The organism is Bradyrhizobium sp. USDA 4449 (assembly GCF_054056275.1).
Map to the genome: position 1 here is coordinate 5,708,212 of NZ_JBSRYD010000001.1, position 19,273 is coordinate 5,727,484.

The window sequence follows — 19,273 nt, forward strand, 5'->3', positions numbered from 1 at the left end:
AATATTTCGGGGAGCCCGCAAGGATTGCGGACGGACTGGCTCACACCCTATCGCGCAGGCGCCTCGACCTCCAGCATTTAGTTAAAATTGAGTTAAAATCCGGTCCGCAGGGTTTATGCCGGCTGCGGTATTCCCTGGCGCACGACCAGGCGAACGAGGTCGTCCCGGTGCTGCCTCTCGGCGAATTTCACCGCAAAGCCGTGTTCGAATTTCCGGATCACCCGCCCGACGCAGGCTCCGATGGCCAGGGGGGTTCCGACCGGCGGGTCATATTCGCAGGAGATTGCGACCCCGGCCGTAGAGACATCGATGATGAAGCAGGGATGAGAACTGCCGTCGGCCAGCGTCAGGACGGTGTGGGAGGCCTGCGGGACGAAGCGAGCCTCGCCCCGCAGCTCTTGAATCCTGGCGTCTTTCTGCTTTTTCTCGAGCCATGTCAGCTTTTCCGACATCCAGGCGCGTCGCGCTCGTGTCATCTCGAGCTCCATCAGGAAACCTGATTTCAGCGTCGCGCTGATGGTGCACTGGAATTCGCCGAAATCCTGGAAATAGGAGGTCACTCGCTCTCCTATCTTGCCGACGACCGGCACGTCCACGATCATGCGGAACGGCGAGACGCGTTTGGTACGGCAGGCGAAGTTTCTCAGTTTGCCCTCGCAATCGTACCAGCGATGCAGCGAATAGCTGCCGCTCACAGTGACTTCCACTGCTCGCTGCCTGAGGAACTCTGCGACGGACATGGGCCCCAAGATCGTGTTTCGAATTCTTTCCGTAATTCCACGGTAGCGATCAAACTCTAAGCAAATGATGCCGACGCCCAAGAGCAGGGGTAAATTTCCGGTAAACGGGTCGGCCGGTCGTGTGCCCGGGCAGGGGGCAGACCGTCGCGATGATTGGGCGCGCGCGTTCACAACCATTGCGGGCGCGATGGAGCTGAGATCCTGCCGGCTATAGCCGTCCGGCATTCGTCGATGACGGGGATCCAGGATTGGCGCTCCCTAGCGGAATCGAACCGCTCTCTCCACCGTGAAAGGGTGGCGTCCTAACCGATAGACGAAGGGAGCAAACGCAAGGCCTGACAGCATTTGGCGACAGGCCCGCCGGCCGGCCGAGTCGTGCCCGGCGGCTTGCAGCGGGCGAACGTATAGTGGCCTTTGGGCTTGTGAGCAAGCCGTCCCGGCGGGCTCTTTTGGGCCCGGTGGATAGCCGGGCCCGGGATTCATTCGGGCAGCGATTTCAACCGTTTTTTAGGGTTCCCCGGGCTAGCGCTGGGGCGGGAGATCTTTTGCCGATGCCACAGCCCAAGAAACGCGCAGCCCGCAAGCTGCTGTCGCAGCATGCCTGGATAACGCTCGAGGGCGGATTTGCGGCGCGGCATTGCCTGGTCCAGGACATCTCGGCCTCGGGCGCCAAGATCACGATGGACGACGATGCGAGCGGGCTGCCGGGCGTGATCCGGATGGCGTTTGCGCGGGATGCGCGCACCGGGCGGAGCTGCCAGGTGGTCTGGCGCCGTGGCAAGTCGGCCGGCATCAGGTTCCTCTGACGCCGCGGATAGCGCCCGGCCCGTCGGCGGGCTACAAGCAGGCATGCGCCTCGCCATCCCGTGCCTGATCTCGCTCGCACTGACCTCCGCAGCCGGGGCCGAGGGCGTGCGCCTGCCGCCCACCGAGCCGCCCCAGTCCGCCAAAACCCTGCCGCTGAAGAGCGGCACAGGCTCTGCCGGGGCCAATGGCTGCGCGGCCTATGGTGTGGGCTTCACCATGGTCGCAGGCACCTGCGTGAAGATCGGCGGCACCGTCAGGGTCGACGCCGTGACCGGGCGCTGAGGGTCCCTGATGTCGCAGGACCTGATGCGGCTCGATCTTCTCGTTCCCGTGCTGATGTATTGCGCGCTGCTGTGGTGGGTCGGCCGCGGGCTGTCCTGGACCGCGAAGCTCGCCACGGCTGTCGTCACGCTGGCGCTGATCGCCATCGTCGTGACGGTCGAGCGCGGCCGGCACTAGGCCTGCAGACCCAAACCGCGAAAACAACCCCATGCACAGTAGAAGCCGGCCGCGGGCAGTTTTGCGCCGCGAGCGCGATTCCGCGCGCGCGCACCGGGCCTTGACCCGCGCCGGCGGCTCACGACATCGGCGGGGCCACGTGCTGCGCGAATCCGGGCCGCTTGCCGAGCGCGGCAAGCCAGCGCGTGAGGTTCGGCTGCGCCGGCCGGGAGATCCCCTCGACGCCGAGCCAGCGCCGCGCATAGGCGCCGACGGCGATATCGGCGAGCGTGAACGCGTCGCCTTCCATGTAGGGCCGCGTCGAGAGCAGCCGGTCGGCGATCGTCCAGACCTCGGCGGCCGCATCGGCATCCCTCTGCACCTTGATCATGTCGCGCTCGGCCGGCGCCGTGCGCACGATGCCCCAGAACACCGGGCGATCGACCGGCTGCACCATCGACAGCGTCCAGTCGAGCCAGCGGTCGACGCCGGCGCGCAGCTTCGGCGCCTCCGGATAGATCGGATTGCCGCGCCCATGCGCGAGGCAGAGATAGCGCATGATGGAGTTGGACTCCCACAGCGAGAAGTCGCCCTCGACCAGCGTCGGAATCCGCGCATTCGGATTCATCGCGAGATAGTCGGCCTCACGCGTCTTGCCGTATTGCATCCCGGCATCGATGCGCTGGTAGCGCAGCCCGAGCTCGGTGAGGCACCACAGCACCTTCTGCACGTTGACCGAATTGGCGCGGCCCCAGATCGTCAGCTGTGTGTCAGGCATCGAGCGTCTCCCGCAGCGTTGATGTGCCGCGGGTGATAGCGGAAATCGCCAGCCACAGCGATGCTGTTTGCCGCGCGCCCCTCATGCAAAAAGCTCCGCTTCGAGAAGCGGAGCTTTCATTGCAGCGCGAACCTGATGCGCGACAAACGCAAAAAATGCGCTTGCGCTGGCGACAAACGCGAATGCGTTTGCGCCGATATCAACGGCCGAAGAACAGCCACAACAGAATGATCACCGGGATCGGCACACCCAGCAGCCACAGCAAAATTCCGCGTCCCATCGCGTCCTCCTCCAATTCGTTTTGTCGGAGGGGCAACGCCGGCCGCGGGAGCTTGTTCCTGCTATCTGGACCTACCAATGGCCGGTGTTCGGCATCGACGCCCACGGCTCGGCCGGCGCCTTCGGCTCGCCCTTCTGCAGCAGCTCGATCGAGTGCAGATCAGGCGAGCGGACGAAGGCCATGTTGCCGTCGCGCGGCGGCCGGTTGATGGTGATGCCGGCCTTCTGCAGCTTCTCGCAGGTGGCGTAGATATCGTCGACCTCATAGGCGAGATGGCCGAAGAAGCGGTCCTCGCCATACTTCTCCTCGTCCCAATTATAGGTGAGCTCGACCAGCGGCGCACCGCGCGTCGGCGGCTGCTTCTTCAGCGCCTCGAGATCATCAGACGCGCACAGGAACACCAGCGTGAAGCGCCCCTTGTCGTTCTCGATCCGCCGCACCTCCTTCAGCCCCAGCGCATCCTGGTAAAACTTCAGCGCGACATCGAGATTGCGCACGCGCAGCATGGTGTGGAGATAACGCATGTTTCTTGCTCCCTTGGATGATCAGAGGGTTTTGCTTTGGGCCGGAACGGCGGGGGAGAGATAGCAGGAAAGTGGGGGGAGGGGCAGGGGGCGGGGGAAACGTGTGCGTGAGGGGGAAAAGCTCAGAAGTACAGAGCCTGTGCGAACCAAGCCGACCCGACACGTCGGCAGAAGACCCGCGGGGCATGAGTCTGATGCGCTGTGATCGCACTTCACCGCAACTTCAGCAGCCGCTACCCTACCGGCTCTGCCACCGAAGGAAGAAGAAGCTGTTCTCGGGACGGCCGTGACGGCCGCGCCCGGCGTGAGCAGCGGACCGCAGCGCTGAGGGAAGTGGACGAATAAATGTCAACGAACCCCAAGCGAGCAAAATCGAAAGGCTCGTTGGAGAATATGACCAGCACCGGCCGGTCGTCGTAGAAACGGATCTCGATCATGGGACGCTCACATCGACCGCTGACATCCTTTTGTAGCGAATGGCTGATCCAGAGTAATTTCCCTTCTGGATTAACCCGAAGTAGGCGCCTCCGCCGGACTTTCCTGCGTCAGGCTGCAAGAGATGGCCGTCGTCGCGGTGGCGCCGGCGGCGATCGGCCCCGTCACCTCGGGCCAGCAATTGTCACTGGCGTTGTTGGTCTGGATCTCGAGCAATTGCCGCCCAATACTCCGCCGCGGGCTAATCGAAGTCGCAGTCGGCAGCCATCGCAAGCGAATTTAATGCACTGTCAGCGTAATTGGTTGAGAGAGGTGACGGCGGGCTGCCCGTAGCCCGCGCCGTCCCCGAGCAGGACTGGAGCCGGCAGAGCGCCACCGCTAAAAGGATTTAGTGCGCCGTCACCGCAATTGCAGTTCCAAGAGTCGAATGATCAATTGAGGTGCCGTTTGCTGCGGCTTTAATTGGAGCGGTGATTCAACGTCCGCTACTGGAGGGCAAACTTGTGGTGGATGAGAAGCGAAGACTCCTCTGGCATGGCGCAGCCTTGTTCCTGATCGGATTGCTGACGGGGTTGGTCGAGCAGCATTTCACCAATGTGAGGATGGCGTTGGCTGCTCATTTGGAGGGCGTGATGAACGGCACGTTCTTGCTGGCGGTCGGCGCCATCTGGAGCGAGGTCAGGCTATCGGCACGAACGAAGGCAGTGGCCTATTGGGCACTGCTCATCGGAACATACGGCAATTGGATCGTGACGACGTCGGCTGCCGTGCTTGGGACGGCCGCGCTCTCGCCAATCACGGCGACGGGGCATGAAGCTGCGCCTTGGAAGGAGGCAATGATCACCGGCGGCTTCGTATTCATCGGCTCTGCCATCGTCCTGGCCGTTGTCTTGCTCATGCTCGGGTTGCGCACCAAAGCAAAGCCGGAGTGAGGGTACCGGAAGGCCGTGACCCACTACGGAATTACGAAAATCGCGATGACCGCAATTACGGAATTGCGGTGATAGTGCACTCATCTCCAGCGGCACGACTGGTTGAGTGCACTGTCACGTAATTTCAGATTTCATTTCTTTTTCTTTTGCTTCTTCTGCTTTTTTATGGTGTCGGCTTGAGCCCGGAAGGCTTCGGCGAGGCTCTTCATCTGGTCGGCCACAAAAGCGTCAGCCGTTCGGGCGGCCGCCTGTTCGGCCACGACAGCCTGCTTTTTGATTTGCTTCACCACACCCATAAGGACTCAATGTGCGGACTGTTGTGTGGTTCCCTTCCGCATTGCAGCGACGGTGGACCCAAGGGACGAGGCTGCGCCGAGGCCGCAGAGCCCAGGTGGCGGCCGCGAATAGATTTAGTGCGCCGCCACCTTAACTGCCTACTTGCACTCAAAACTCGCCGCGCTTTCCGGATCGCCTTGCCCCTTGTACTGCGCATGTTGCGGATAGGCGCAGAGCGGCCGGCTGCGGCCGGGAAAGGCTGGTCCTGTCGCGAGCACCGCATCGGGCGCCTTGCCGTCTTCCACCCAGTTCACGACCGCGCTGAGGAGATCGAAATGATCGAGCGTTGCGCCGCTCGAGCAGTGACCCATGCCGGGCACCAGGAAGGCCCGGCTCGATGTCTCCCGCACCATCTCCATGCCGCCGGAATCCGCCGCCATGCGCTCGTAGTAATTCACGGTGTCTTCAGCCGAGAACCAGGGATCGCTCACACCGTGGTAGAACAGCAGCTTGCCGCCATGGCCGAAGTAGCTCGACAGGTTGGTCCAGTAGGCGGTGTTGGCGAGGCGATCCAACCCGCTGGTGTTGACCCGGTCTTCGAGTTGATCGACGTCGATGTTGTCCCAAACGGGCGGTCCGACCGGACTGCGCGCGCCGGTCGTCAGGATGCCCGGAATGGCAACGCCTTCGGCTGCCACGCCGCTGTCCCACGGGAACGGCGGGTAGACCTGCGTGCCACGTGAGTTCTTCGGTCCGGCAAAAGCTTGAGGGCATCGACCTGCGGCGGCGCCAGGCAGGAATCCGTCTTGTCATCCGTCTCGTCGCCCTTGCAGGTGAGGACCGCGGGATCGAATTGACAGGCCTTGACGTCGAAGATCAGGCCATCCTTGACGCCGTCCTTGGCGTCGCAGGCCTCGAGGATCGCGTTCGTGATCAGCTTGCGCTCGCCCGCGGAAAAAGTCCTGGCGGGCTCCGGCTTGCCGGACGCATCTTTCGGCGCGATCTGGCTGAACGCGGCGTTGGCCCAGGCGAGACCGATATTGGAGTTGCCGGTGCGCATCGCAGGCGCGCCGGCGACGATGCCGTCGAATTGCTCGGGATAGCGCGCCGACGCCAGCATGGCTTCGCGGCCCCCGGTCGAGCACCCCGTGAAATAGGAGCGTTTTGCGGGCTGGCCATAGTAATGCGCGACGATCGCCTTGGCTGATATCGTCACCTTGCCGACGGATGCAGTGGCGAAGTTGAGCGCGGCTTCCTGGTCCTTCAGGAAGGAGGCATCGAACACCTCGCCCTGATGACCGCTATCGGTCGTAACAACGGCAAAGCCGCGCGCCAGCGCCGGCACCTCGCCGGCCGCCTGGTAACCCAGAGGCGGCCGGATCGTGCCGTTCAAACCGCCGCCGCCCTGAAACAAGAACCGGCCGTTCCAGCGATCGGGCAGGGCGATGGCAAAGCCGATCGCGTAGGACTTGCCCTCGACGCCCAGGCGCTGATCGATCACGCCATCGGCGCGGCAGTTCGACGGCATCGCCACCGATACGGTGGCCGGCGCCGGCGGCGACGGCTGCACGGTCCCCGGCGGCGCCTCCGGCACCATCTCGGCCTTTGTGACCAGTGCCGTCGATCCCGGCATCTTCCAGCCGGTCAAGTCAGCGCATTTGAGTGCAGGTGGTATGTTGGTTGAATCGGCCGCGCTTGCCGGCGAGATCGCAATGACCATGAAGGCCGCTGCCAGAGACAGGCAAGCCATCGCACCATCAAGCGTCACATTGCTTTTTCGCTGCATCGTTCTTCCCTGCCGTTTCTTGATTTTATTACGGTGCACGTAACTCACGCTGGCCGCCGCGACGATGCGCTGACATTGAATCTATCTTGTCTTATTCGGAAGGTGCAGTCCAGCCGCGCACATTGCAGTCCAGCACTACCACCTTAATTCGAGGTCGGACGTGTCGACGGGAATTGACGGAGATCGCCACCGCGGGCGCCGCAAAGCGGGCCGAGCGCGATTTCACCGCATTCGTTGGCGGCGCATTGAACCGCATTAGCAGCAGCGCGCGTCCGGGGATCAAAAATCGGGGGCCGGCGAGATGGCCGGCGCCGTGAGAGCGCCAACATGAGGCTGACGTCTCGCACAGCGCCAAGACCAATCCATAAGACCAATCCATAAGGCCAGTCCATAAGGCTATTCCATGTGGCCGATCATCTAAACGCTGCCGCACAGAACGACAGCGCTGGAAAAGCCTAAACGCAAAAGTACAGGCAGAAACGTTCTCAGTTGGACGTACAGACCTTGACGGTCTTCATGCCGGTTTCGGCTTCGGCGCGGGTCTTGTAGACCGTGTCGCCGCTGACCACCGTCGTCTCCGACGTCGTCGGCTTCGATTCCGTGATCGTGCACTTCTTGGTCTTCACGTCTTGCACGACGTAGAATGACTGCGCAAACGCGGGAGCCGCCACTGAAGTCAACATGGCGACGGCGATCATCGTTTTGAATTTCATTTTGTGCTCCTCGATCAGCCCGGCCAGCGGGCCCGTTTTCAAAACTCCGAAAATTACCACTTGTTCCCGGGTGCCTCGAACCATCCCGCCGGCGCTGCGTTGTCGCGTCGTACAACAGGAGGATTCGATGCTCGACGTACGGCTGGCGGCAACTCTCATCGCGATGTCGATTGCTTTGATGTCGGTTGCATTCGCCGAACCGACAAAGGACCGGGCTCAGCCCGTGGTTCAAAGCTCCAGCGAAGCGCGGCCCGTGCGCGTCATCCTCCCGGCTCCCGGGGAGCCCAGCGAGAGGCAAGCCGAAACGCGGTCGGCAAAGTAAACGGATGCCTCGGCAGGCGTGCTCGTGGATGCCGAGGTCTCACAAATGGCATCGCGCTGGAGCGCTCCAATGGACCGAACTTCAATCTATGACGAGTTGGCTCGGGTCGAGCGCGATGTGGTCGCAGGCGAGCGCCGGCTGGCAGAACAGGAGCGCCTCGTTGTCGACTTGAAACGAGAAGGTCAAGATACGACAAATGCCGAACTGGAGCTGGAAACGTTGCGCGAAATCCAGCGCCAGCGCGATCAAGACCGGCAGCGGCTCCTTTCGCTGCTCCAGCCGTGAAATGGGCGGCGATGATCCTACCCCGAGGACGTTGCAGGGCCGCTCAGCGTGGCCACCGGACAAGATTGCACTCAGCTTCGGCGACAGCACCCGAGAGTTGAGCGCAGGATCACCCTGATTACCGCCGACACGGAGACACGGATGGACCACCTGGCGCAAGTCGCGGCTGCGGGAGCGCTTCTCGCCGTCCACTACGCGTACGAATACCGGTATGTGATCTTGCTTGTCTTGTTTGTCTTGTTCGTCTTGTTTGTAGGATTGGTCGGCATGATCGCCAGTTTCGCAACGGGCGATGTCGAGGCAAGGGTGCCAATCGTCCCACCGTCATCACCCGGCGGATGAATCTCTCCTGCGGGCAAGTCCATCCAGCCAAATCCAGGAACGCATCACTATGCTCACCGTCTATGGCGAAGGCCGTGGTTTCCGTGTTGTTTGGCTGCTCGAGGAGTTGGGATTGGCTTATCGGCTACGCCAGGTCGATCTGCTCGCCGTCGAGAACGATCGCGATTTCCTCGCGATCAATCCGGCCGGCTTCATTCCCGCATTGCAGGACGGCGAGACGGTCATGGTCGAATCGATCGCGATCCTCGAGTACCTGCTCGCCCGCCATGGCTCAGCTTCGCATGGCGCAGCTTCACTTGCCGTGGCTCCTGATGATCAAGCCTTCGCGTCCTATCTGCAATTTCTCCACCTGGGTGAGGCCGGGCTTGCCGGGCCGATGAACGCTGTCTTTGTCGGTCGCGAACTGGCGCCCGAAGCCGAGCGAGAGGCCCGTGTCACCCGTTGGGCGCTCGAGACCTTCGAGAGCCGGCTCGGGCTCGTGACCCGCCGCCTTGCCGAGTATCCTTATCTGGCCGGCGACCGGTTCACCGCCGCCGATATCTCGGTGAGCTACGCGCTCCTGCTTGGGCTACGCACCGGCAACTACGTTCCCGGTCCGACCGAGCGCGCCTATCTCGCCCGTACGACGGCGCGCCCTGCTTACGCCCGGGCGATGGACAACTGCCGGGCCACCAAGGCTTGGGCGGCGCGATCACCGGGATTATAGGGCTGGCTCGATTGGGCGGCCCAGCGATCAGCCGCCTGAACCCTCGGCAAAGGCGGCGCGACCAAGTTGCATGGCATGACGAGATCGGCATGAAGCGCTGGCTGCGAAAGCTTGGAAGGATGGCATGGGCTGCAGGGCTTTGCGGGACGGTCGCCTGGCTTGCGCTGACGACAATCCCGCCTCAGGAGCCCGATGCCGCACATCCGGTGCGCTACGTCCACCGGCACGACGTCAGGTACGTCGGCGCGGACATGAGCCTGGTCCTGCAAATTCTATTCGGGCTGAACTTTGCGCTGGTCCTGGTTGCGGCTGGGTGCCATTTCGCCAGCAAGGACGTCGAAGATGGATCTTGGCCAGGCAGGATCGGCGAACCTTAGCGCCTGCAGCATCGATTTCCTCGCCACCGTTAACGAATGTGAATGACGGAACCCCGGGCAGCCAGGATGATGCGCCTTTAGGTCGAGGGGGCGTTCCCATGTTTGATGCCGACACCAGAGCCTTGCTGCGCACGATTTTGGACGAGGTCTGCGGGCAGATCGACCCGTCTCAGACCGCCACGCGGGCTCACGTCGCCGCAGAGATCCTTGCTGCTGCCGGTCGTGAGGCCACGCCTGAAAACATCAAGGCAGCGGGCAGGGATGCGCTGAAGAGCGCTCCCACGATGTGGCGATAGGCGGCACGCCGATCATCAGGCCAACGCGAACCACGCCAGCACCGCAAAGACCGGGATGACGGCGAGGCCGAACAGCAGCAGCGGTGCCGGCTCATTTCCGGTGCGGTCATCTCTCATGTTCGCTCCCTGGCAATAGCCCCGCAACGCCAAAGGCGCGCGGATCAGGAAATCTCTTTCGGCAAGTCCCATTCGGGCTTGGGCTCGAACGGCTCCGACTTGAGCCGGCGCCGATAATCCCGCGCTGCTTCGAGAAGGTTGTGCCTGACCTCCTCGTCTGCGGTTTGTGCCGCGAGGGCTTCGGCCCGGTCTGCCTGCTGCGCGAGGGAGTCTCTGCTCATGCAGCGCCAACTCTGCGATGCCACGAGCGTTCCAGGCTCGCCTTCCTCATCGACAGAGGGGCATTGACGAGGCATGAAAAACCGCCCCCGGCAGGCCAGGAGCGGTTCTCGAGATCAGCTGCAGCGAGGGCTCAGTGACCGGTGCCGGGCTTCGTCGTCTTCGGCGGCTTGTCGTCTTCGAGGCGGCCTTCGTTCCTGAGGTCGCGACCTTCCTGGGCCTTCCTCTGGCTCTCGGCTGACTTGCCGTGCTCGTTCATCTCTTCCTTGACGTACCCAGCAGCTTCTTTCGCCTTGCCTTGAACGCTCATCGCAATCTCCTCGTTTGGAGATGAGGCAACGTGCGTGAGGATGGGGCGTTCCTGCGCGGCCAAGGCCATACCGGAAACAAGGCCATACCGGAAAGAGGTGCATCTGCCGGGAACAGGTTAGTCGTCAGCGCGTACCGATGCGTTGATGTCGCGGGCAGAAACCGGAAAAATGCTCCGCGTCCGACATCCCCATTGTGTCCGGTTGCCACCCGGCAGTGCGCTCGATAACGCGCCTCTGCCCAGCCGGTTCAACTCAGGCTCAGCATCAAAATGTGCTGAGCGCGGTTCCGCCTGCGCGGCACCGATCGAGGCTCGGCTTATGCTGCGATGCGCCGCTCGGCGGGCGCCGTCAAATATTTCAGCACTTCGGCATGCTCGAGGTCGGGAACCGCGATCGCAGTGTGGCTGTAAATCGCGTGCGAGCGCGATTTTGCGATCTTGTCGAGGATCTCTTTGCCCTTGATGACGTGGAGGCCCATTCCGTCTCCGGACGGGAAGATCGCAAGCACCACGTCATAGGCGCCGATCACGGTTCTGAGCGCTTCGGCCTTGTCTTCGGCGACATCGACAAACACACGGACATCGGCTGCGAGTTCACGCAGCTCGTCAAAATTCAGCACTGTGGGTTACTCCAACGCAACGAGACTGCTGGGGAGAGTGGCGGGGTTGGGTTACCAGAGTCTGAACAACATCGATCGTATCGAAAGTTTCATGATGAGGTGACAGGTCATGTGGAAAACTCCGCGGCAGCAAGCAGCGCAGGCTCACACGACCTCACGCGCGCCAGCGCATCGGAAGCACGCCATCCTTTCTAAAGCTGCCGAGGAAGCCGAAGCGATCAGCGTGCGGATTGACGCGGGCTGCGATCGAGACGCCGAGGATCTGCACGACATCGCGCTCGTCGTAAACGGGCCAGGGCGGCAGGCCTGACGCATTGGGGTTCCCAGTCGTCGCAAAGTTCACCCAATAACTCATCATCGTGTCCGCCATCGCCCGATCGGCGTCCGCAGCCGGTGTGGTGCAGCCGATCACCCGCTGCGGCGTCAGGGTGCCGAACACGAAGGGAATCTCGGTGACGTGCGAGGCGATCGGCGTGTAAGGCGAGGTGTAGACGAAGTGATAGCCGTAGACGGGCGCGCGCGTGCTCGCCCGATGCAGCCGCAGCCACTGCCAGCACTGCTCGCCAATGACCATGTCGCCCGTGAGCGCGGCGGCAGACGCCCTGGCCTGCGCGTCGGTGTCGGCGGGATAGAGCTCGAGGAAATCCGTCAGGCGGTTCTGGCCGAACGTCTCTTCCGCCGCCGTGCGAAAAGCTTGCGCCGAATGAGCAGGCAGGGAGCGCGCCATGAAGGGGAATTCCTCCGCGCCGTTCCACCCCGAAAGCAGGGGGATCTGCATCTGTTCGCCACGCAGGAACCGGCGCGCCGGAACGTCAGGCACCACGTAACGGTCGATGCTCGGCGAGAACGCCTGCGCGACATGGTCGTCCTGGAAGCGCCACGGCGCAGCTGCGTTCAACTGCTCGGCCGGCATCGCGAGCAGGGCTGCGATCGAGCCGTTGCCTTGCCGGCGCGCGAAGGCCACGCCGCGGGCGCGAGCTTCCTCGAAACTTTGCAGCGGGCCATGCCGGCCATCCCAGAAGGCGCCGCTCTGGCCGATCGCCTTGTGAAACAGCCTGCGTGCAAGCGGCGAAGCCATCAGAATGCCGACGGCCATCGCGCCGGCGGATTCGCCGAACAGGGTGACGTTATCAGGGTCTCCGCCGAACGCCGCGATATTGGCCTTCACCCAGCGCAGTGCCGCGAGCTGATCCTGCAGGCCGTAATTGCCGGACGGCGATATCGTATCGAGCTCGGGATGGGCGAGAAAGCCGAGGACGCCGAGGCGATAGTTGAAGCTGACGACGACGACTCCTTTCGCCGCCAGCAGGCGGCCGTCGGTGGCGGGATTGGCCGAGGAGCCGAACTGGAAGCCGCCGCCGTGAATCCACACCATCACGGGCCGCTTCTCGTCGGACGCTCTCGCGGCGGTCCAGACGTTGAGCGTGAGGCAGTCCTCGCTGCGCGGCTCCGGCCTCGGATCATTTTCAAGCGAGGAGAGAGACGCCGCGCCAAAGGCCATGGCATCGCGCACCCCATGCCACGGCGTTGGCGGCTGCGGTGCACGCCAGCGCAGCGGGCCGACTGGAGGTGCTGCATAGGGGATACCCTTGAATGCGATCACGCCGCCTTCGTCGCGTGGCTCGCCGCGCACCAGGCCGGCTTGCGTGCGAACCTGTCGGCACAGTCGGGCGGTTCCGGAAGTCATCGGGCCAATCACGGGCGCGTCTCCTTGGGCGAGGGCGCCGCGAGATTTATCGACTTTGTGGCTCGATGAATTTATGCATAGATGCAATTGATCGCTAAAAACCGTCAATGCCCCGGCAGAAGCTCCGTTATCCCCTTCGTTATCCCCTTCGTTATCCCTGGGTCGACCTGGACGTGGACGACCGGTCGGCACCCGTCATCGCCGTACGCGTCGATGCCGACGGAACCAAAGGCGAGGTGCCGGAGCACAGGCATCGCAAAGGGCAGCTCGTGATGTCGCTCGGCGGCGGCGTCACCTGCCGCGTTCGAAGCGGCCTGTGGATGGTGCCGCCGCATTGCGCGGTCTGGATTCCGTCTGACATGCCGCACAGCAATCGTGCCACCGCCAATGCGCGGCTGTTCTTCGTCTACATCGAGGCGGAGCTGGTCGATCTGCCGGATCGCTGCTGCACCATGTCGATCTCGCCCTTGCTGCGCGAAGTGATCGTCGAGCTCGCGGACGGCACGCAGCATGACGAGGCACGGCGGGAGCGCCTGATCGCCGTGCTGCTCGGCGAGCTGCCGCTCATGCGTGTGCAGCATTTACATCTGCCGCTTTCGCGCGAGCCGCGGTTGAAGCGCATTGCCGCCGTGCTGGCAGACAACCCGGCCGACCGTCGCACGCTGGCAGAGTGGGCCGATCACGTCGCGCTCAGCGAAAGCAGCCTTGCGCGCCTCGTCGTGAAAGAAACGGGGCTGACATTCGGACGCTGGCGTCAGCAGCTGTATCTGATCGTCGCGATCCGCGAGCTTGCTGCGGGCGCGAGCGTGCAGCGCGTCTCCGCCGATCTCGGCTATGAATCGGTCACGGCTTTCATCACGATGTTCAGGAAGGCGCTCGGCAAATCGCCGGCCAAATATATCGGCAGCGTTGCCCAGGAGACCTAGTCGCGTTCGCGCGCAGGCAAGTCGCACTCCGGCAGAACTCTCTCGGGATGCTGTTGAATTCGATTTGTCGTTGCAGCCCAACGGTGCGGCAGCCGCAATCGTCAGACAAAAGATGACGGAACTTACCCCGAACTGCTGCTTGCGTTTTCGCCCTCAATGGGTTCTAAGCCCGGCTGCTTCGTGGCCGACAGGCACGAACAGACGCGGCGCGCGTGGTTTTACCGCTTCCGGGACAAGGCTACGTCGCAGCTCGCGCGCACCCCATTCAGAGGAAATCCAGACATGGCGAAGATGACCAAGACCCAGTTGATCGATGCGATCGCCGAGGGCACACAGCTTGCGAAGAACGATGTGAAGTCGGTCATCGAGTACATGGCAACCGTCGGTTACAAGGAGCTCAACGAGTCCGGTGAGTTCGTGATTCCCGGTTTCGTGAAGATGTCGGTGGTCAACAAGCCGGCGACGGAGGCCCGCATGGGCGTCAATCCCTTCACCAAGGAGCCGATGCAGTTTGCGGCAAAGCCGGCGAGCAAGTCGGTCAAGGCTTCGCCGCTGAAGGTGGCCAAGGACGCCGTCTGATTCAGCCTCCGCAGACGGCAATGCGGCGATGTCTTCAAAAGGGGAAAACCCCGCCTGGGGGAAGCGGGGTTTTCTGATGGGGCGAAGCCTTGGGGGAAGCTTCGTCGATGAGACGCGCCAGCGCTGAGGAAGTTCATCGCGCGACGAAGAGATCGTGCGCGGCAAACGGTCGCTCCCATCAAAGAAAAACCCCGCGCTTGCGCACGGGGCTCTCTTGCCGACGGCGTTGGGATTTCAGCGCGTGGCCGCCAGCAGCGCCCCTCACTTAGGATTGAAAATACAAAAAGCAACAACGCCGCGGTGACGGAATATGTTCGTCCATCGCGGCGCTGTCATATTGACTGGGCGCTGAAATCCCCAGCTTCAATGAGTCCACGGCGCAGCGGAAAGGTTCAATCCAACGTGCACACGAAATGACGGGCAGGGGCTGGACTTTCGGTTCTCATTTTGTTCTAGTGGATCATCCGATTTTGAGGTGATTCATGACTGTCGAGAAACAGCGCGAAGTGATCCGGCTCTGGAACCAGCTCAGGAAGGTCGAGGGCCCGGCAGCAGAAGAACTCCGCATCCAGATCCTGGAATGCTTCTCGGAGAAGGGCAACGCCAGGCGCGCGGCTTGAGCAGTCTCGAAGCGACCGGGCGTTTATCATTCGTTTGCAGGCGAGCGAAGCGTTGGGGATTGCGCCGCGTCGCTGCGGCCGCAGCGCGGGGACACGCCGACGCGGTCAAGGCCGATCGTGTGGTGCGCACCGCGGACCACCGCCCCACGCCGTCTAGCGCTTGCCGCCGCAGACCCCATCATCGGCGGTGCCGCGCGGGCAACCGACGCCGCTGGTCGCGAGTGCGACGAAGCCGGCATAGCCGGACAAATTGAGCAAAACTTCGAGCCAGGCGGGCATGGCGGGCCTCCTCGTGCGGAATACTACCTCAACGTGTGCCATGGCACTTCGTTCCCGGCTTGCGAAAGGTCGCCGCTCAGAGCGGTGAGGTGGGGTCGAGGCGTCGCCCCAGCGCCGCAACCGATTCAGCGGAAGGCGAGTCCTTGAGGAACTCGGCGATGGCGCGCGCGAGCTCGCCGTCGCTCATCGGTGTCGGCGGCGCACGCAGCGCACCGACACCGAAATTGCGGACGATCTCCTCGTAATGCTGCGTCTTGGTTTTTGGAACGAGCCTGCGGATGCGGTTCAGCAAAGCGGATATCGGCAATCTCTCCTCCTCGGCCTCCGCCCCGTTTGGCAGCCCTTGACGTGGGGTGCCATCTTTGCCGTTCGAAACGGAAAACCCCGCCAGCACCGCGGAGATGCTGACGGGGCTTCGTGCTATCGCCTCGACCGGATGGCGGAGGCTCCCGCACTTCCGGAGTCCAATCCGCGCATGTGGTGATTGTTCCCCCCGCGTCGGGATTTTTTCTGAGGCGCCGGGTTCCATGGGATGCGAACCATCACCGATGATCGGCGTTGTCTCCACGATTTGCTAAGGAGGAGATCATGAGGAAGACACTTGCAGTTCTGGCCACCGTCGCGGCTGTCGGCGTGACCGCAATGGCGGCGCCGGCACCTGCGGAGGCGCGCGGCATCGGCCCGGGCGTGGCGTTCGGCCTCGCCGCCGGCGCGATTACCGCGGGCGCCATTGCGGCATCCCATCCTTACGGCTACGGCTATTACGGCCCGGGCTATGGCTATTATGACGGCCCGGTCTACGCTTACGGCCCCGGCCCCTACGCCTATTATGGCGGGCCGTATTATCGGCACCGCCATTACTATCGCCACTGGTAACAGCTGACGAAACGAAAAGCCCGGAGCAACGCTCCGGGCTTTTTTTCGTGCGCACTCGGCCCGCGCGACGTCGTTACGGCCAGAGCGAAGGCCGTTCCACCTTGCGCGCATTCTCGAGGGTCGAGACGAAATATTCCTCGCGCTCGCGCCTGAATTTCTCCTGCGTGGCGCGGAACGCGGCGACACGTGTTGCGATCTCTTCGCGTTCGCGAATCTTGCGTTGTTCGTCTTCCGTCATGACAAATCCCCACCATACTTGAGCATGTGTGCACGTCTGAACTCAAGCACTGCCGCCGCAATTACGTTGAGTCGCGTCAATACATGCATTGGCGCTTCTGATTGGGGCGTCAATGGGGAGCAGGCATTGCAGGATTGTGATAAGGGAAAGGTCGGAAAAAATTGCCGCCCATGCGGCTCGCGACGTGCGTGGCGGTGGATAACAGCGTCAACAATCTTGTCGCTTGCACGACTTACAGCTAGCTCGAAATTTGAATCGGAGGCCACGCGTGATTGCAGAGGACCTTCAGAGCGGCGTCGAACGGCTCGGCGACATGATCGCGCATGCAAAGTTCATCGTGCCGTTCACCGGTGCCGGCATTTCGACCGAATGCGGCATCCCCGACTTCCGCTCGCCGGGCGGAATTTGGACTCGCAATCGTCCGATCCAGTTCGACGAGTTCGTCGCGAGCCAGTCAGCGCGCGATGAATCGTGGCGGCGGCGTTTTGCGATGGAGGAGGTGTTCGCCGCAGCGAAGCCCGGTCGCGGACATCGCGCACTCGCTGCGTTGCATCGCGCCGGCAAGATCCCCGCGGTCATCACCCAGAACATCGACAATCTGCACCAGGCCTCAGGCTTCGCGCCTGACTGCGTGATTGAACTTCACGGCAATACCACTTTTGCGCGCTGCATCGGATGTGGGCAGGTCTATCAGCTCGATTGGGTGAAGCAGCGATTCGACCGGGATGGCGCCGCTCCCAGCTGCACCGGGTGCGACGAGCCGGTGAAGACAGCGACGATCTCGTTCGGGCAGGCGATGCCCGAGGACGAGATGCAGCGCGCGACCGAGCTCTCGCAGGCCTGCGACCTCTTCATCGCGATCGGTTCCTCGCTGGTGGTGTGGCCGGCTGCGGGCTTTCCAATGATGGCGAAGAACGCGGGTGCACGTTTGGTGATCATCAATCGCGAGCCGACCGAACAGGACGACATCGCCGACCTCGTCATCCGTCACGACATCGGCGAAACGCTCGGGCCCTTTGTCGACAATTGAGGCATCAATTTGATTCGCGCCTCTGCAAGCTGTTCATAGGTGCCGGCGAATCTCTTTTTTGTCTATGCCTCGCAACCGGGAGTGTTATCTTCGATTCGAAAGATTCGCGTCGCGTCGAAGTGAGAACATTCTCTTAAGACGCGTGATTCGAGCCCCGCCAATGTGGCGGGTTGCATGGCATGTGTGGGGTCCGGGGTTATGGGGTCGTCGGACGGATTTGAGTCCAAGAAGCTGGGAGTTCCTGCGTCGGGCGAGCACGGCGCCGGTCGCGATAGCGCGCTCAGTCCCTTCACCGGCTTAGGTGAGGGCAGCGCCAATCTCGTCGAGGTTCATGGCGTCATCAAATGGTTCGACGCCTCAAAGGGCTACGGCTTCATCGTCCCTGATAATGGATGGCCCGACGTACTCCTGCACGTGACCGTCCTTAGGCGCGACGGCTTCCAGACGGCTTACGAGGGCGCCCGCATCGTGGTCGAGTGCATCCAGCGCGCCAAGGGCTATCAGGCCTTCCGCGTCGTCTCGATGGATGAGTCCACCGCGATCCATCCGGCGCAGATGCTGCCGCCGCGCACCCATGTCACTGTCACCGCGACCAGCGGCCTCGAGCGGGCCCAGGTCAAATGGTTCAACCGGCTGCGCGGCTTCGGCTTCCTGACCTGCGGCGAGGGGACCCCCGATATCTTCGTCCACATGGAGACGCTGCGCCGCTTCGGCATGACCGAGCTGCGGCCCGGCCAGTATGTGCTGGTCCGCTTTGGGCCCGGCTCGAAAGGCATGATGGCGGCCGAGATCCATCCGGAGACCGGATCGCCGGGCCTTCAGTCGCACTAGCGACATTCCGTTGTCCTATTCGTGAGCAGAAGCGCGCGTCCCCGGGGTCGCGCGCTTCTGGCTTTTGCCACGATGGCCGCGTAAGGATGCGGCAGTCCCTCCGCCGTCAGGCGACCAGCGCATCCCGAGAATCCTGCCATGAGTTTTGATCGCAAGGCTGTCCGGTCCCCAATCCGGGGCTGGCTTGTCGCCGTCCTCGTCATTGCCGGCTTCGCCGCCGCTGGCGCTCCGGCCCGTGCCGCCGAGTTCCAGCCACTGGAAATCGTCACCAGGAACGGCGTGCAGGTCTTCTCGGTGGAGATGGCGACCACGGATCAGGAGAAGCAGACCGGGCTGATGTACCGCAAGGAATTGGCCGACGGCAAAGGCATGCTGTTCGACTTCAATCCCGAGCAGGAAGTCTCGATGTGGATGAAGAACACCTATGTCTCGCTCGACATGATCTTCATTCGCGCGGACGGCCGGATCCTGCGCATCGCGGAAAATACCGAGCCGCTCTCGACCAGGATCATCTCGTCGGGCGGCCCCGCCCGGGCCGTCCTCGAAGTGGTGGCGGGAACCGCGCAGAAATACGGCATCCGGCCCGGCGATCGGGTCGGCCACCCTCTGTTCGGCAGCAAATAGGCGGTGCAGCAGGAGGCCCCGGCGTCGCCGGCTTCAGGGCCATGTCGGCGGTTTGGAAAGCTTGATGGCCCTCGTGGAAGCGTGTATCGACGGGGCTCGCCGGACATTCGGGGTATAGCGCAGCCTGGTAGCGCGGCAGTTTTGGGTACTGCAGGTCGTTGGTTCGAATCCAGCTGCCCCGACCACTTCGACCGTTGAATTTCCTCAGCTTTTTCCCTGCGATTCTGACGGGCGGTTCTGACGTCGTTCCGCCCTCACTGTCGACGGCGCGCGACTGCTT

31 protein-coding genes and 2 tRNA genes are annotated in these 19,273 nt (G+C 62.8%); 18 read left to right on the forward strand and 15 right to left on the reverse strand.

From position 1 onward, the window contains the following. Nucleotides 1-113: 113 nt before the first annotated feature. Nucleotides 114-740: a PilZ domain-containing protein gene (locus ACVIIW_RS26690; protein ID WP_456705278.1), complete on the reverse strand. Its 627-nt coding sequence runs from the start codon at nucleotides 738-740 to the stop codon at nucleotides 114-116. 249 nt (nucleotides 741-989) lie between these two features. Next, nucleotides 990-1,064, reverse strand: a tRNA-Glu gene (locus ACVIIW_RS26695). 227 nt (nucleotides 1,065-1,291) lie between these two features. Between ACVIIW_RS26695 and ACVIIW_RS26700 the strand changes: the two genes are divergently transcribed. The 3 genes from ACVIIW_RS26700 to ACVIIW_RS26710 are packed head-to-tail and all read left to right on the forward strand — an operon-like array spanning nucleotide 1,292 to nucleotide 2,006. Beyond that, the gene (locus ACVIIW_RS26700; RefSeq protein WP_456703470.1) at nucleotides 1,292-1,546 is read left to right on the forward strand and encodes a PilZ domain-containing protein; all 255 of its coding nucleotides are present in this window, start codon (nucleotides 1,292-1,294) and stop codon (nucleotides 1,544-1,546) included. Continuing rightward, complete coding sequence (locus ACVIIW_RS26705; protein ID WP_456703471.1) at nucleotides 1,515-1,829, forward strand: hypothetical protein; 315 nt, start codon at nucleotides 1,515-1,517, stop codon at nucleotides 1,827-1,829. Before ACVIIW_RS26700 ends, ACVIIW_RS26705 begins: the two co-directional genes overlap by 32 nt. Before the next feature lie 9 nt (nucleotides 1,830-1,838). Further along, complete coding sequence (locus ACVIIW_RS26710) at nucleotides 1,839-2,006, forward strand: hypothetical protein (RefSeq protein WP_456703472.1); 168 nt, start codon at nucleotides 1,839-1,841, stop codon at nucleotides 2,004-2,006. A 118-nt stretch (nucleotides 2,007-2,124) separates the two neighbouring features. On the opposite strand, the gene ACVIIW_RS26715 is transcribed toward ACVIIW_RS26710, so the two are convergent. Then, nucleotides 2,125-2,763 carry a glutathione S-transferase family protein gene (locus ACVIIW_RS26715; protein ID WP_456703473.1) on the reverse strand — a complete coding sequence of 213 codons (639 nt, stop codon included), beginning with the start codon at nucleotides 2,761-2,763 and terminating at the stop codon, nucleotides 2,125-2,127. Nucleotides 2,764-3,114: 351 nt separating this feature from the next. Then, nucleotides 3,115-3,567 (reverse strand): VOC family protein, encoded by a 453-nt coding sequence (locus ACVIIW_RS26720; protein WP_456703474.1) that lies wholly within the window; start codon nucleotides 3,565-3,567, stop codon nucleotides 3,115-3,117. Between the two features lie 559 nt (nucleotides 3,568-4,126). Between ACVIIW_RS26720 and ACVIIW_RS26725 the strand changes: the two genes are divergently transcribed. Together ACVIIW_RS26725 and ACVIIW_RS26730 are read left to right on the forward strand one after the other, a co-directional pair. Beyond that, nucleotides 4,127-4,285, forward strand: coding sequence for a hypothetical protein (locus ACVIIW_RS26725; protein ID WP_456703475.1), 159 nt, complete (start codon nucleotides 4,127-4,129; stop codon nucleotides 4,283-4,285). 157 nt (nucleotides 4,286-4,442) lie between these two features. Further along, entirely contained in the window at nucleotides 4,443-4,934 is a 492-nt protein-coding gene (locus ACVIIW_RS26730; RefSeq protein ID WP_456703476.1) for a hydrogenase, read from the forward strand. A gap of 131 nt (nucleotides 4,935-5,065) precedes the next feature. Here ACVIIW_RS26730 and ACVIIW_RS26735 read toward each other — a convergent pair whose 3' ends face one another. The 4 genes from ACVIIW_RS26735 to ACVIIW_RS26750 form a co-directional block, all read right to left on the reverse strand. After that, the gene (locus ACVIIW_RS26735; protein ID WP_177243657.1) at nucleotides 5,066-5,230 is read right to left on the reverse strand and encodes a hypothetical protein; all 165 of its coding nucleotides are present in this window, start codon (nucleotides 5,228-5,230) and stop codon (nucleotides 5,066-5,068) included. 138 nt (nucleotides 5,231-5,368) lie between these two features. Then, nucleotides 5,369-5,908: a tannase/feruloyl esterase family alpha/beta hydrolase gene (locus ACVIIW_RS26740; protein WP_456703477.1), complete on the reverse strand. Its 540-nt coding sequence runs from the start codon at nucleotides 5,906-5,908 to the stop codon at nucleotides 5,369-5,371. Further along, complete coding sequence (locus ACVIIW_RS26745) at nucleotides 5,872-6,996, reverse strand: tannase/feruloyl esterase family alpha/beta hydrolase (RefSeq protein WP_456703478.1); 1,125 nt, start codon at nucleotides 6,994-6,996, stop codon at nucleotides 5,872-5,874. Before ACVIIW_RS26745 ends, ACVIIW_RS26740 begins: the two co-directional genes overlap by 37 nt. Nucleotides 6,997-7,481: 485 nt before the next feature. After that, nucleotides 7,482-7,709: a hypothetical protein gene (locus ACVIIW_RS26750; RefSeq protein WP_456703479.1), complete on the reverse strand. Its 228-nt coding sequence runs from the start codon at nucleotides 7,707-7,709 to the stop codon at nucleotides 7,482-7,484. Between the two features lie 391 nt (nucleotides 7,710-8,100). Between ACVIIW_RS26750 and ACVIIW_RS26755 the strand changes: the two genes are divergently transcribed. The 5 genes from ACVIIW_RS26755 to ACVIIW_RS26775 all read left to right on the forward strand — a co-directional run bounded on the left by ACVIIW_RS26755 (nucleotide 8,101) and on the right by ACVIIW_RS26775 (nucleotide 10,037). Next, nucleotides 8,101-8,316: a hypothetical protein gene (locus ACVIIW_RS26755; RefSeq protein ID WP_456703480.1), complete on the forward strand. Its 216-nt coding sequence runs from the start codon at nucleotides 8,101-8,103 to the stop codon at nucleotides 8,314-8,316. A gap of 141 nt (nucleotides 8,317-8,457) precedes the next feature. Beyond that, entirely contained in the window at nucleotides 8,458-8,658 is a 201-nt protein-coding gene (locus ACVIIW_RS26760) for a hypothetical protein (RefSeq protein ID WP_456703481.1), read from the forward strand. Nucleotides 8,659-8,707: 49 nt separating this feature from the next. Then, nucleotides 8,708-9,364, forward strand: a complete 657-nt coding sequence (locus tag ACVIIW_RS26765; RefSeq protein ID WP_456703482.1) for a glutathione S-transferase family protein — start codon at nucleotides 8,708-8,710, stop codon at nucleotides 9,362-9,364. Between the two features lie 89 nt (nucleotides 9,365-9,453). Continuing rightward, on the forward strand, nucleotides 9,454-9,741 hold the full coding sequence (locus ACVIIW_RS26770) for a hypothetical protein (protein ID WP_456703483.1): 288 nt from the start codon (nucleotides 9,454-9,456) through the stop codon (nucleotides 9,739-9,741). A 98-nt stretch (nucleotides 9,742-9,839) separates the two neighbouring features. Further along, nucleotides 9,840-10,037: a hypothetical protein gene (locus ACVIIW_RS26775; protein ID WP_456703484.1), complete on the forward strand. Its 198-nt coding sequence runs from the start codon at nucleotides 9,840-9,842 to the stop codon at nucleotides 10,035-10,037. A gap of 161 nt (nucleotides 10,038-10,198) precedes the next feature. On the opposite strand, the gene ACVIIW_RS26780 is transcribed toward ACVIIW_RS26775, so the two are convergent. From ACVIIW_RS26780 to ACVIIW_RS26795, 4 genes are all read right to left on the reverse strand, one after another. Then, nucleotides 10,199-10,375 carry a hypothetical protein gene (locus ACVIIW_RS26780; RefSeq protein ID WP_456703485.1) on the reverse strand — a complete coding sequence of 59 codons (177 nt, stop codon included), beginning with the start codon at nucleotides 10,373-10,375 and terminating at the stop codon, nucleotides 10,199-10,201. Between the two features lie 131 nt (nucleotides 10,376-10,506). Next, entirely contained in the window at nucleotides 10,507-10,683 is a 177-nt protein-coding gene (locus tag ACVIIW_RS26785) for a hypothetical protein (protein WP_456703486.1), read from the reverse strand. Nucleotides 10,684-11,000: 317 nt separating this feature from the next. Further along, complete coding sequence (locus tag ACVIIW_RS26790; protein WP_456703487.1) at nucleotides 11,001-11,303, reverse strand: hypothetical protein; 303 nt, start codon at nucleotides 11,301-11,303, stop codon at nucleotides 11,001-11,003. A 154-nt stretch (nucleotides 11,304-11,457) separates the two neighbouring features. After that, complete coding sequence (locus ACVIIW_RS26795) at nucleotides 11,458-12,990, reverse strand: carboxylesterase/lipase family protein (RefSeq protein WP_456703488.1); 1,533 nt, start codon at nucleotides 12,988-12,990, stop codon at nucleotides 11,458-11,460. A gap of 107 nt (nucleotides 12,991-13,097) precedes the next feature. Here ACVIIW_RS26795 and ACVIIW_RS26800 point away from each other — a divergent pair, with 107 nt between their 5' ends. The 3 genes from ACVIIW_RS26800 to ACVIIW_RS26810 all read left to right on the forward strand — a co-directional run bounded on the left by ACVIIW_RS26800 (nucleotide 13,098) and on the right by ACVIIW_RS26810 (nucleotide 15,115). Beyond that, nucleotides 13,098-13,916, forward strand: a complete 819-nt coding sequence (locus ACVIIW_RS26800; RefSeq protein ID WP_456703489.1) for an AraC family transcriptional regulator — start codon at nucleotides 13,098-13,100, stop codon at nucleotides 13,914-13,916. A 282-nt stretch (nucleotides 13,917-14,198) separates the two neighbouring features. Further along, nucleotides 14,199-14,495: an HU family DNA-binding protein gene (locus ACVIIW_RS26805; RefSeq protein ID WP_027542683.1), complete on the forward strand. Its 297-nt coding sequence runs from the start codon at nucleotides 14,199-14,201 to the stop codon at nucleotides 14,493-14,495. Nucleotides 14,496-14,977: 482 nt separating this feature from the next. Continuing rightward, nucleotides 14,978-15,115, forward strand: coding sequence for a hypothetical protein (locus ACVIIW_RS26810; RefSeq protein WP_456703490.1), 138 nt, complete (start codon nucleotides 14,978-14,980; stop codon nucleotides 15,113-15,115). Between the two features lie 153 nt (nucleotides 15,116-15,268). Here the strand turns inward: ACVIIW_RS26810 and ACVIIW_RS26815 are convergent, their stop codons facing one another. After that, nucleotides 15,269-15,394, reverse strand: coding sequence for a hypothetical protein (locus ACVIIW_RS26815; RefSeq protein WP_456703491.1), 126 nt, complete (start codon nucleotides 15,392-15,394; stop codon nucleotides 15,269-15,271). Nucleotides 15,395-15,470: 76 nt separating this feature from the next. Next, nucleotides 15,471-15,701 carry a hypothetical protein gene (locus ACVIIW_RS26820; RefSeq protein ID WP_456703492.1) on the reverse strand — a complete coding sequence of 77 codons (231 nt, stop codon included), beginning with the start codon at nucleotides 15,699-15,701 and terminating at the stop codon, nucleotides 15,471-15,473. A gap of 281 nt (nucleotides 15,702-15,982) precedes the next feature. On the opposite strand from ACVIIW_RS26820, the gene ACVIIW_RS26825 reads away from it, so the two are divergent. Beyond that, nucleotides 15,983-16,270 carry a hypothetical protein gene (locus ACVIIW_RS26825; RefSeq protein ID WP_456703493.1) on the forward strand — a complete coding sequence of 96 codons (288 nt, stop codon included), beginning with the start codon at nucleotides 15,983-15,985 and terminating at the stop codon, nucleotides 16,268-16,270. Nucleotides 16,271-16,343: 73 nt separating this feature from the next. On the opposite strand, the gene ACVIIW_RS26830 is transcribed toward ACVIIW_RS26825, so the two are convergent. After that, nucleotides 16,344-16,508, reverse strand: a complete 165-nt coding sequence (locus ACVIIW_RS26830) for a hypothetical protein (RefSeq protein ID WP_456703494.1) — start codon at nucleotides 16,506-16,508, stop codon at nucleotides 16,344-16,346. 268 nt (nucleotides 16,509-16,776) lie between these two features. Here ACVIIW_RS26830 and ACVIIW_RS26835 point away from each other — a divergent pair, with 268 nt between their 5' ends. The 4 genes from ACVIIW_RS26835 (at nucleotide 16,777) to ACVIIW_RS26850 (ending at nucleotide 19,178) form a co-directional block, all read left to right on the forward strand. Further along, nucleotides 16,777-17,538, forward strand: a complete 762-nt coding sequence (locus ACVIIW_RS26835; protein WP_456703495.1) for a Sir2 family NAD-dependent protein deacetylase — start codon at nucleotides 16,777-16,779, stop codon at nucleotides 17,536-17,538. Nucleotides 17,539-17,736: 198 nt separating this feature from the next. After that, nucleotides 17,737-18,369: a cold-shock protein gene (locus ACVIIW_RS26840; RefSeq protein ID WP_177243663.1), complete on the forward strand. Its 633-nt coding sequence runs from the start codon at nucleotides 17,737-17,739 to the stop codon at nucleotides 18,367-18,369. 138 nt (nucleotides 18,370-18,507) lie between these two features. Beyond that, nucleotides 18,508-18,993 (forward strand): DUF192 domain-containing protein, encoded by a 486-nt coding sequence (locus ACVIIW_RS26845; RefSeq protein WP_456703496.1) that lies wholly within the window; start codon nucleotides 18,508-18,510, stop codon nucleotides 18,991-18,993. Between the two features lie 108 nt (nucleotides 18,994-19,101). After that, nucleotides 19,102-19,178, forward strand: a tRNA-Pro gene (locus ACVIIW_RS26850). Nucleotides 19,179-19,273: the final 95 nt, after the last annotated feature.